Raw genomic sequence first — 10,408 nt, 5'->3', positions numbered from 1 at the left:
TGGGCCGGCGCCCGCGCTGTTGGAAGCAGAAGCAGCGGTATAGCCGGCATTGCGCGGGGAAGCGCAGTTTTTCGAGTGAAACTTTTTTAGTGAAGGTGCTCGCCGGCAGAGGGTGGCAAGCGATGCAAAACCTTCGAAGGTACCGGAATCAGCGCCACGATCGCGCATGTCGCGCTAATTGCGCACGAAATTTCGCAGCCGCGCGGGTTATGCGGCACAGCGCGCTGCACTCGGGTTGAGCGTTGCGAGGAACATGCGTCAAAAAGCCGGTCCGGCACTGCCGTTGCATCTTCCGATCCTGTATCGAAAAGCGAATTCTAACCCATCGCGATATTCGCCGTTCGCGCTCGCTAGCGGGTTGAAGGGCTTTATGCATGCGCTTTTCGGACGGCTTTTTGCCGATTTTTGCGCGTCCGGCGGTTTTACCTTGCCGCCAGTACCAGCCGGACGATACGCGCCATGATCGCCCCGGTCTGAGCGGCCAGTTGTTCCGAGGGCGGCGATACAGCCGATGTCGCCACCGCCAGCCGCAACCCCGGCGCCCACAGCGCAAACTGTCCGCCGTAACCCCAGCCCAGTACAACCGGATTACCGTGGATCACACCGGTGAACCACAAGTAACCATAACCGATGTTCGTGACATGCCTGACACGCCAGCTCGCCGCGCCATGGGAGTGCGTGCTGTCGCTCACCCAGGCGCCGGGAATCACGGTACGGCCATGCCACTTGCCGTCATTGGCCATGACCCAGATCAATTTCATCAGGTCGCGCGGACGCAGCGCCAGGCCGGCGAAGCTCAGCGACCGGCCGGCGTTGTCGCGGGCCCATTCGTAGCGCTCGATGCCAAGCGGGGCGAAGAGATCGCGCGCGGCGAGATCGGCGAGATCGAGGCCTTCTGCCCTCGACAGGATCGGCGAAATCAACGAAACGGCCGGGTCGTTGTAGATCCAGGGCGGTGGCGATGTTGGATCGGCAGGAAGAGCGAGCGCCATGGAGACCAGATCGGGCGCGCTCATGAGTTCGTCGTAACGCGCTTGCCAGTCGTAGATGAGACCCGCCCTCCCCGAAAGGATTTGCGCGACGGTTACGCCGGCTGCGGGTGAGTCAGGCGCCTTGGCCACCGCTTCCGGCAAAAGCTCGCGCACCGTCGCCCTCAATCCTCCTCGGATCACGCCACGCTGCAACGCCTGTCCGACCAGCATGGAGGTCACGCTCTTGGTAATTGAATTGAGCGGCTGGAGGTCGTCGGCTGACGCGCCGCTGTAATAGCGTTCGCCAACCAGCGATCCGTTGCGGACCACGAGCAGGCTGCGAAGGCCGGGTTCGCGCGCTCCGTTGTCCAGCACATCGGCCAGCACGCTGGCGTCGAATTCATGCTTCTCACGTTTGTCTGTCAGCCAGTCTGAATGCATATCCAATCCACCGTGAACAGTTGAATGAACCCGCAAGCATGACCGGCGCGTGTCTCAGGTTTGGGCGCGGACGGTCAAGTAGACGCGGAGCCACGGCTATTCTTCGCCCGGCCAGACCACCACGCGCGAAATATGCGGAAAAGTGACAATCGTCGACTCTCGTCGGGGAAGGCGGATTGCGGGCGCCGGCGGTGCGCTAACGAAGTCGAAGACCGCCCGAGCCGGGCGCCGGCGGCCCCCTGAGCTATCATTATTGCTTTCGCTCAAAAATGGCGTGCTCCCGAGCGCGCGAACGGCTCCTGCATGGCACACCCTGATTACCTGAAGAAAGTCCTGACCGCGCGCGTCTACGACGTCGCCCGCGAAAGCGAACTCGAACCCGCCCGCAATCTGTCCGCGCGACTGCACAACTCGGTCTATCTGAAGCGCGAAGACAACCAGCCGGTGTTCTCGTTCAAGATTCGCGGCGCGTACAACAAGATGGTGCACCTCCCCGCCGATATTCTCGCCCGTGGCGTGATTACGGCATCGGCGGGAAATCATGCTCAAGGGGTCGCCTATTCCGCCACGCGGCTCGGCTGCAAGGCCGTGATCGTCGTGCCGGTGACCACGCCGCAAGTGAAGATCGACGCCATGCGCGCATTCGGCGGCCCGACCGTCGAAATCGTCCAGCACGGCGAGTCGTATAGCGACGCCTACGGCCACGCTGTCAAGTTGCAGGAAGAACGTGCGCTGACCTTCGTTCATCCGTTCGATGACCCCGACGTGATCGCCGGCCAGGGCACTGTCGCGATGGAAATCCTGCGCCAGCATCAAGGCCCGATCCACGCCATCTTCGTCCCCATCGGCGGCGGCGGACTGGCGGCGGGCGTCGCGGCGTACGTGAAAGCGGTGCGCCCGGAGATCCGCGTGATCGGCGTGCAGTCCATCGATTCATGCGCGATGAAGCAATCCATCGCCGCCGGCGAACGCCTCACGCTCAGCGAAGTCGGCCTGTTCGCGGACGGCACGGCGGTAAAACTCGTCGGCGAGGAAACGTTCCGGATCTGCCGCGAACTGCTGGACGAAGTCGTCACGGTAGACACCGACGCACTCTGCGCCGCCATCAAGGACGTCTTCCAGGACACACGCAGCGTGCTGGAACCTTCGGGCGCGCTGGCAGTTGCGGGCGCGAAGCTCTACGCCGAGCGCGAAGCGCTGGAAGCGAAGACGCTCGTCGCCATCACGTCCGGCGCGAACATGAATTTCGACCGCATGCGGTTTGTCGCGGAACGGGCGGAAGTCGGCGAAGCGCGCGAAGCCGTGTTCGCCGTGACGATCCCCGAAGAGCGCGGCAGTTTCCGGCGCTTCTGCGAACTGGTCGGCACGCGCAGCGTGACCGAGTTCAACTACCGGATCGCGGATTCGAACGCCGCGCACATCTTTGTCGGCGTGCAGATCAAGACGCGCAACGAAGCCGTGCAGATGGCGAATGCGTTTATCGAACATGGGTTTGCCACGGTCGATCTCAGCCATGACGAACTCTCCAAGCAACATATCCGCTACATGGTCGGCGGCCATTCGCCGCTCGCGCAGGACGAACGCCTGCTGCGATTCGAATTCCCCGAGCGTCCGGGCGCGCTGATGAAATTCCTTTCATCGATGGCGCCGAACTGGAATATCAGCCTGTTCCATTACCGCAACCAAGGCGCGGACACGAGCTCGATCCTGGTCGGTATCCAGGTTCCTCAATCCGATAACGCCGCGTTCGGGCAATTCCTCGCGACGCTGGGTTACCCGTGGTGGGATGAAGGCGCGAACCCGGTCTACAAGCTGTTCCTGGCCTGACCGCGCATGGCGTTCACGCTCGATGACAAGCTGGTGGTCGCGATTTCGTCGCGAGCGTTGTTCGATTTCGAGGAAGAAAACGAGGTCTACGAATCCGGAGATCTGCGCGAATACGAAGCGCTGCAGCGTTCGCGCCTGAGCGTTCCGGCTAAACCGGGCATCGCGTTTTCATTGATCGAGAAACTGCTGGCGCTGAACGTTGACAGCGAGCGGCGCGTGGAAGTCGTGATCCTGTCGCGCAGCGATCCCATCAGCGGGTTGCGCGCGTTCAGTTCGTGCAAGGAACATGGCCTCGCAATTGAACGCGGCGTGTTCACGCGCGGCGAGTCGCCGTTTCGATATCTGGAACCGTTTCGCGCGTCGTTGTTTTTATCGGCGAATTCGATCGATGTACGCGATGCCATCGCCGCCGGCTTCCCCGCCGCGACCGTCGTTCCGCGAGCGCCGCTGACGGCAAGCCGGTATCCTGACGAGAATCGCATTGCCTTCGACGGCGACGCTGTCCTTTTCTCCGACGAAGCCGAGCAAGTGTTTCAGTCGCGGGGATTGCCCGCGTTTGTCGAGCACGAGGTCGGCAAGAAGGATCTGGCTCTGGCAAACGGTCCGTTGAAACCGTTGCTCGAAGCGCTTCACAAGCTGCAAAAACTCAGCCATGAAGCAACGCGGATGTGCATTCGCACGGCGCTCGTCACTGCGCGTTCCGCACCGGCGCACGAACGCGCGATCCGGACGCTGATGGCCTGGAACATCGAAATCGACGAAGCGATGTTCCTCGGTGGATTGAACAAAGGCCCGTTCCTGGCCAAGTTCGAACCCGACTTTTTCTTCGACGACCAAATTGGCCACATCGAATCGGCCCGCGTCGTGACAGCGACCGGACACGTACCGAATGGCATAGCGAACGCATCATGACGCCAGAACAATCTCCCCTTGGTAAGCCGGTCCAGTACCGCGAACAATACGATCCTTCGCTGCTCTTTCCCATCGATCGGGCGTCAGGCCGCGCGGCGATCGGGCTGACGGCGCGACTGCCGTTTTTCGGCACGGACATCTGGAATGGCTATGAGCTTTCGTGGCTGAACCGCAAGGGCAAGCCGCAGATTGCGGTGGCGACGTTCATCGTGCCGGCGGATTCGCCGAATATCGTGGAGTCGAAGTCGTTCAAGCTGTATCTGGGATCGTTCTCGCAGACGGCTTTCGATTCCATCGATGAAGTTCGTGCCGCCATTCGCAAGGACGTTTCCGCTATTTGCGGCGCGAACGTTTCGGTTCAGCTTGTCGCGCCTTATGAGTTTGGCGTGAAGTTGAAGATGGAAGAATTCGAGGGTTTGTCGCTGGACCGGCTGGATCTGGATGCGGATATTTATACGCCCGATCCGTCGTTGTTGAGCGCATCACATGGTGAATCACCGGTCGATGAAACCTTGTTCTCAAACCTGCTGAAATCGAATTGTCCGGTCACCGGCCAGCCGGATTGGGGCAGCGTGCAGATTCGGTACGTCGGCGCGCCGATCGATCATGCCGGTTTGCTCCGGTACATCATTTCGTACCGCGAACACACGGGGTTTCACGAGCAGTGCGTCGAGAAAATCTTTGTGGATGTAATGCGCGAATGCAAGCCGGAACGCCTTGCCGTTTATGCACGATACACACGGCGCGGCGGGCTCGACATCAACCCGTTCCGGACCAACTTCAATCTGCCGATGCCGGATAACGCGCGGCTTGCGCGGCAGTAGAACCATTCGAAAGCATCACAGGCAGGGCTATTGATAGGAAAAAGTGAATGTTGCGAGCGCCCGGACCGTTCCTGCTTTTAGCGTTCCGGCGACGCGCACGTAACGTGCATTGAACGGGATATGAGCGGTTCCAGAAAATGTTCCAAAACTTATCGTGTTAGTAAGTGGAACATTACTCGTGGTGTAGAAAAGAGACGAGGGGCTATACCGCACCAATGACGAACCGCTAAGAATCTGCACCGCAACCCCGGTTGCGGTTGAATCTGGAGCAAGACTGAGTTCGGTAGATTGATTCGACGGGGTTACCACGTCAGCGATACTGATTTGCGGCTTGGCGTCCTCCTCGCATTGCAGGTTTATTGCGAACAATTGCGATCCGGCTGTGGCGCCAACAGACGAAAGCGCTGAAGTAGGAATTGTAGGCAATGTCACCGCAATGTCTGTTTGTGTAACGGTGCATGCCGCTACAGTAACGGGATTCATCGTATATCCGAATTTCATATTGCTGTTCGTGTCGGTCTTGTTTGCAAATTCCTGATCATTGACACTTGCGACCATCGAAAAACTAAACGATCCGGGAGTCATCAATTTCGCAGTTCTCACCAATTCGAATGATCCTTGAAGCAGATTACTGCCATTGTTCGCCGGCCCCACGTCGAACGCATTTAATGAAGTCCCATGGATGACTAGCGCGAGGATCGATCCATCGGCTCCTCTCATGCGAAACCCTACGCCGGCTCCCATCCCGCTAAACGTATAGACGTCGGAAAAGCCTGAAACCAGCGCGATCGTGGCCGACACGCTGCTGATATGCCAACGCGAGCCGCCTGGAAAGGTATATGAGCAGGTAACGGGAATTGCGAAGCTTGCCTTTGCACCAGGAATCGGCTGTCCTACCGGAAGACTGCTGGGCACAGACACCGACGGTAAATTTACGGTTAGCGGGAGCGGCGCAGTGCAATCGGTGTAGCGGGCGAAGGCTTTGACCGTCACTAATAGAAGCAATAAAACTATAGCTCTTTGAATGAGACGACTGAATTGACTCGAACGCATATGGTGGGCGGCTCCTGGCAATGGCCACGTTGGCCCGCGTACTCTTATCTAACTGAATGACGAATTCGCGGATGTAGTTTTCGATAAACGAAAAGCAAAAATACTGCGTTTCTTTTTCAAATACTCTCCAACATTGCTAGTGCTGACCAGAATACTCGTTTTTTGTCAGAACCTTCTCGGACCGTTACTGACATTATTTCAAGATTCAATTTTGACTAAGCGCCAATTCTTCTAATAGACAGCCCGTTATCTTTCTCTTTCTTGATTTCGAGGGTTTTCCGATTCGGATGCTGAGCGATGCATAGCTCGCCGAACATGACAGTTTCGTATCCAAGTCCTTTCTGCACAAGGCTCATCAATCGATTTCTCTTTCCCACTTGCCCTTTCATATAATCGCCCCAGACCTCGTACAGAATTGGGGGATAACCTGAAAGCTCAAGCCACTTTCTCGCACCTTTTAAGACTTCCAGCTCGAGACCTTCCACATCGATCTTAATCAAGTCTGCGTGCGGCAAGTTCAGGCTATTGAGTGTAGCAATGCGCACCTTCTCTGTTTCGGTCGGCTGCGTGGTAAGCATCCTTTGCTCCAGCCGAATGCTTGGATCAAGAGACAGCGACCCAACATTTGTTTCCTTTGTTAAATCCAGTACGGGTACGTCAATGCTGCCGTCATAATCGCCAACAGCCATGTGGTGGGCGAAACAGTGTTTTAAGTGATTGGAAAAAAAATTCCCACAAAGCTGGTAAAACACTTGGCGCTGGGGTTCAAAAGCATGAAGTTGGCCGTTTTTATCCTTGATGTGTATTCCGATAGGAACGGAAAACGCGCCAAGATTGGCTCCAACATCGACAACGACCGGGCTGTTTATATTCTCTAAAAGAAGCTGAGATATCTGCAGTGTTATAGACTCCCAAACCTTCCCCTCCCTAAGGTGCGAATTGATCATGTCTTGCCCGGCGGTGAGCAAGTACCTCGCCGACTCGACTTGATACAGCTTGATTTCGTTGTTTTCCTCAATCATCGCGCTTTTTACTCGTAATCTGCTGAAAGCTAGCTTTTATCGTTTTTCTGTTATTCCGGCAAGGAATATGAGCAAAAATATGATTTTATAAGAATCATCTTAAGGGATGTGCTCATTAATTTTAATTACGTATCATTGCTCAAAATTAAGCGCAAAGACTGTTTCGGAATCAGCAAGGCTGCTTATTTTCGACCAGTAAAACGTATGGTTAGCAACAAGAGAAGGATGCGTTGGGACAGCAGTATTCTTACTCTCCAACAGCCAAAAGTCATTCCCTGGCAGTAAAAACACGCGTGTTTTCTAGAAATTAGTAATCGACAATTCCTGGCTTGACAATGCTGCCCGCGTCGCAATCGGTCAGTGACAAACCGCTTCAAAAAATTTGCCAAACGACAAACATGCAACCAACGCCAACGAATATAGAAACAGTCCCGGCTCGGGACTGTTTCAAGGCAAACTCCAATGAGACTTGCGCTTATTCGACCGCCTTCTTATAAGCCACACAATCCACTTCGACCTTGCAGTCGATCACCATCGACGAAACCACGCAAGCGCGCGCCGGCGGATGCTCACCAAAATACTCCTTGAACACCTTGTTGAACGACGCGAAATCCCGCGGGTCATCGAGCCAGACGCCGCAACGAACGACATGCTCTGCGCCATATCCGGCTTCTTTCAAGATCGCGAATACATTCTGAATCGCCTTGTGCGATTGAGCAACGATCCCGCCTTCGATCACTTCGCCGTTTTCCATCGGCGTCTGGCCTGATACGAACAGCCATCCGTCCGCTTCAACTGCACGCGAGAACGGCATCACCGCACCGCCTTGTCCTTTACCGCCTTCCACACCATATCGTTTCATGGTCAATATCCTTTAAGTTAGAAATGCCCAAGCGCGTCGAGTTTCGAACCCTCGCCACGCGCCACAAACTGTCCCGCCCGTTGTCCTGTCACCCCTCCGTCCAGATACGACAGCACGCCGTTCACCCAGACTGCATCGATGCCATCCGCCGTCTGCCTCGGCTCGGCGAACGTCGCGGTATCGCGGACTTGATCGGCATCGAAAAGAACGAGGTCCGCGTGATAGCCCACTTTCACGAGACCGCGCCCGGCCAGCCCGAACCGCCGTGCCGATAACCCCGTCATCTTGCGCACCGCCTCCTCAAGAGGCAGGAGCGACGTGTCGCGCGCATAGTGCCCGAGCACGCGCGGAAACGCGCCCCACAAACGCGGATGCGGCAGCGGGTCATTCGGCAAGCCATCGGAGCCGACCATCGTCGCCGGGTGCGACAAGATCCGCCGCACGTCGTCTTCCGACATGTTGTGATACACGGCGCCCGCCGGCTGCAGGCGCTTGCCCGCCTCCTGTTGTGTGACTTGCCATTCGGCCGCGACCTCGGAAATCAGCTTGCCGGCCATCTCGGGATGCGGCGTGGACCACGTGATCGTGATGTCGATATCGCCGGTCACCTGTTTCACATCGAGCGTCGATGAACTACGGTTGTACGGATAACAATCGCATCCCACCGGTTGGCCTTCGCGGGTCGTGTCGAGCGACTTCAACACCTCCGTGCTGCGGCCCCAGTTCGACGGCCCCGCACACTTCAAATGCGAGATCACGACCGGAACGCGCGCATGCTTGCCGACCTGATAGGCCTCTTCCATCGCGTCGAGAATCGCATCGAATTCGGTGCGCATGTGCGTGGTGTACAGCGCGCCGGCATGCGCCAGCGGCTCGGCCAGCGCCATTACTTCTTCCGGCGGCGCATTGAATGCCGAGCCATAGGCAAGACCGCTGCTCAGTCCAAGCGCGCCGTGCGCCAACGCTTCTTCGAGCTGGGCGCGCATGCCGTCGATTTCCGCCGGCGAAGCCCCGCGATCCAGCCGGTCCATATGGTTATTGCGCAGCGCCGTGTGCCCGATCAACGCGCCCACGTTCACGGCCGGACGCGCAACGTTCACGGCATCGATATACGCCGCGAATGTCGGGTACTGAAAATCGGCTTGCGCGCCCAGCAAGTTCATCGGATCGGGCGGAGCGCCTTTGAGCGTCACCGGCGACGCGCTGATCCCGCAATTGCCGACGATCACCGTCGTCACGCCTTGCGAGATCTTCGGCAGCATCTGCGGCGAGCGGATGACGTGGGTATCGTCGTGCGTATGAACGTCGATGAAACCCGGCGCCAGCACCCGCCCTTCTGCCTCCACCACGTTGTCGGCCGTCCATTGATCGAGCGCGCCGATCGCCACGATCTGCCCGTCCTTTACCGCCACGTCACGCTGAACCGCGGGCGCGCCGGTTCCATCGATAACCCGTGCGCCCTTGATCAGCGTATGGGCGTGTGTTTGTGAATCCAATGCCATTTCAGTCTCCTAAGGGCTCGCGGAAGTACTCGCCGGAAGGCTCGCCGAATGGCTCGCCGGACGGCTGCCGTTCATCACCACCGCCGCGATACGCGTCGAGCGCGTGTTTCATGCGCCGCAAAAGCTCGCGGCTGGTTTCGCCCTGCTTCACGGCAAGTTCGGTAACGAGCAGGTCGAGCGCCATCAACATGGCGTATCGGGATGTCGACGGCTTGTAGATGAAGTCCGTTTCGTTCGCGATGACCGGGATCAGCCAGTCGGCCAGTTGCGCGAGCGGCGAAACCGGCGCGGTCAGTGCAATCACCCGAGCGCCGTATTCCCGCGCGACGCGGCAACTCTCGACCATCTCGGGCGTGCGTCCCGTCACCGACAACGCCACGACCACGTGATCTTTGGAGAGCGTCGCGGCAACCATCCGCTGCAGCAAACCATCCTGATACGACGCCACCGGGCGGCCGAGGCGCACGAGGCGAAAGCGCATTTCATCGGCAAGCGCGGTCGACCCGCCGCCCATGCCGAAGACGTAGATCATCTGGGCGCCAGCGAGGGCATCGGCGGCGGCGGCAATCGGCGCCGCCTGCAATGCGCCGCGATTGTGGGCGAGCGTAGTCTGGATATCGTCGAAAATGCGGGAAGCGAGGGAATCGGGGAGCGCGTCGTCACTGCTGCGATCACCACCGCCGCGCAAGAACCGCTGCCCGACGGCCGCCGCTTGCGCCAGCCGCAGCTTCAGTTCGCGCACATCCTCGCAGCCGACTGCTTTCGCAAACCGCGTCACGGTCGCAATGCTGACCGCCGCTTTTTTTGCCAGCGCGCCGATGCTCGCGCGCGATGCACCGGTCAGATCGTCGAGAATGAGTGCTGCGACCTTGCGCTCCGCCGTGCGCAATTCGGGCGCACGCTCGGCGATCCGGGCGACGATATCGAAAGCTGGCGGTTCGGACGACACGTTCATGGCAACCTTTTGCGCGCGTTTGCGGAGCGTGGTACTAAA

At 58.3% G+C, this 10,408-nt stretch carries 9 protein-coding genes; 3 read left to right on the top strand and 6 right to left on the bottom strand.

What is annotated here, in order from left to right; translation table 11 throughout:
- Window positions 1–422 precede the first annotated feature (422 nt).
- Window positions 423–1,412 (bottom strand): serine hydrolase domain-containing protein, encoded by a 990-nt coding sequence (locus tag AXG89_RS07950; RefSeq protein WP_062169075.1) that lies wholly within the window; start codon window positions 1,410–1,412, stop codon window positions 423–425.
- Window positions 1,413–1,715: 303 nt separating this feature from the next.
- Here AXG89_RS07950 and ilvA point away from each other — a divergent pair, with 303 nt between their 5' ends.
- From ilvA to queF, 3 genes are read left to right on the top strand one after another with little or no spacing between them, the layout of a single operon-like run.
- The gene (ilvA, locus tag AXG89_RS07945; RefSeq protein WP_062169074.1) at window positions 1,716–3,239 is read left to right on the top strand and encodes a threonine ammonia-lyase, biosynthetic; all 1,524 of its coding nucleotides are present in this window, start codon (window positions 1,716–1,718) and stop codon (window positions 3,237–3,239) included.
- 6 nt (window positions 3,240–3,245) lie between these two features.
- The gene (locus AXG89_RS07940; protein WP_062169072.1) at window positions 3,246–4,151 is read left to right on the top strand and encodes a 5'-nucleotidase; all 906 of its coding nucleotides are present in this window, start codon (window positions 3,246–3,248) and stop codon (window positions 4,149–4,151) included.
- Window positions 4,148–4,975 carry an NADPH-dependent 7-cyano-7-deazaguanine reductase QueF gene (queF, locus tag AXG89_RS07935; RefSeq protein WP_062169070.1) on the top strand — a complete coding sequence of 276 codons (828 nt, stop codon included), beginning with the start codon at window positions 4,148–4,150 and terminating at the stop codon, window positions 4,973–4,975. Before AXG89_RS07940 ends, queF begins: the two co-directional genes overlap by 4 nt.
- Window positions 4,976–5,002: 27 nt before the next feature.
- Here queF and AXG89_RS07930 read toward each other — a convergent pair whose 3' ends face one another.
- The 5 genes from AXG89_RS07930 to AXG89_RS07910 form a co-directional block, all read right to left on the bottom strand.
- Window positions 5,003–6,028, bottom strand: a complete 1,026-nt coding sequence (locus AXG89_RS07930; RefSeq protein WP_082771367.1) for a fimbrial protein — start codon at window positions 6,026–6,028, stop codon at window positions 5,003–5,005.
- A 215-nt stretch (window positions 6,029–6,243) separates the two neighbouring features.
- Window positions 6,244–7,050: an FkbM family methyltransferase gene (locus AXG89_RS07925; protein WP_205583061.1), complete on the bottom strand. Its 807-nt coding sequence runs from the start codon at window positions 7,048–7,050 to the stop codon at window positions 6,244–6,246.
- 475 nt (window positions 7,051–7,525) lie between these two features.
- Window positions 7,526–7,912, bottom strand: coding sequence for a RidA family protein (locus tag AXG89_RS07920; protein WP_062169068.1), 387 nt, complete (start codon window positions 7,910–7,912; stop codon window positions 7,526–7,528).
- A gap of 17 nt (window positions 7,913–7,929) precedes the next feature.
- A complete protein-coding gene (locus AXG89_RS07915) occupies window positions 7,930–9,414 on the bottom strand; it encodes an N-acyl-D-amino-acid deacylase family protein (RefSeq protein ID WP_062169066.1) in 1,485 nt (494 codons plus the stop codon).
- 1 nt (window position 9,415) lies between these two features.
- Window positions 9,416–10,369 (bottom strand): MurR/RpiR family transcriptional regulator, encoded by a 954-nt coding sequence (locus AXG89_RS07910; RefSeq protein WP_062169064.1) that lies wholly within the window; start codon window positions 10,367–10,369, stop codon window positions 9,416–9,418.
- Window positions 10,370–10,408: the final 39 nt, after the last annotated feature.

The organism is Burkholderia sp. PAMC 26561, assembly GCF_001557535.2.
Classification (GTDB): domain Bacteria; phylum Pseudomonadota; class Gammaproteobacteria; order Burkholderiales; family Burkholderiaceae; genus Caballeronia.
The sequence above is the reverse complement of the archived record's forward strand: the minus strand, read 5'-3'. Positions and strand labels throughout refer to the sequence as shown.

Bases quoted from the DNA above. Each gene is read 5' to 3' on its own strand.
- AXG89_RS07950 (WP_062169075.1), bottom strand. From the start codon at position 1,412: ATGCATTCAGACTGGCTGACAGACAAACGTGAGAAGCATGAATTCGAC.
- ilvA (WP_062169074.1), top strand. From the start codon at position 1,716: ATGGCACACCCTGATTACCTGAAGAAAGTCCTGACCGCGCGCGTCTAC.
- AXG89_RS07940 (WP_062169072.1), top strand. From the start codon at position 3,246: ATGGCGTTCACGCTCGATGACAAGCTGGTGGTCGCGATTTCGTCGCGA.
- queF (WP_062169070.1), top strand. From the start codon at position 4,148: ATGACGCCAGAACAATCTCCCCTTGGTAAGCCGGTCCAGTACCGCGAA.
- AXG89_RS07930 (WP_082771367.1), bottom strand. From the start codon at position 6,028: ATGCGTTCGAGTCAATTCAGTCGTCTCATTCAAAGAGCTATAGTTTTA.
- AXG89_RS07925 (WP_205583061.1), bottom strand. From the start codon at position 7,050: ATGATTGAGGAAAACAACGAAATCAAGCTGTATCAAGTCGAGTCGGCG.
- AXG89_RS07920 (WP_062169068.1), bottom strand. From the start codon at position 7,912: ATGAAACGATATGGTGTGGAAGGCGGTAAAGGACAAGGCGGTGCGGTG.
- AXG89_RS07915 (WP_062169066.1), bottom strand. From the start codon at position 9,414: ATGGCATTGGATTCACAAACACACGCCCATACGCTGATCAAGGGCGCA.
- AXG89_RS07910 (WP_062169064.1), bottom strand. From the start codon at position 10,369: ATGAACGTGTCGTCCGAACCGCCAGCTTTCGATATCGTCGCCCGGATC.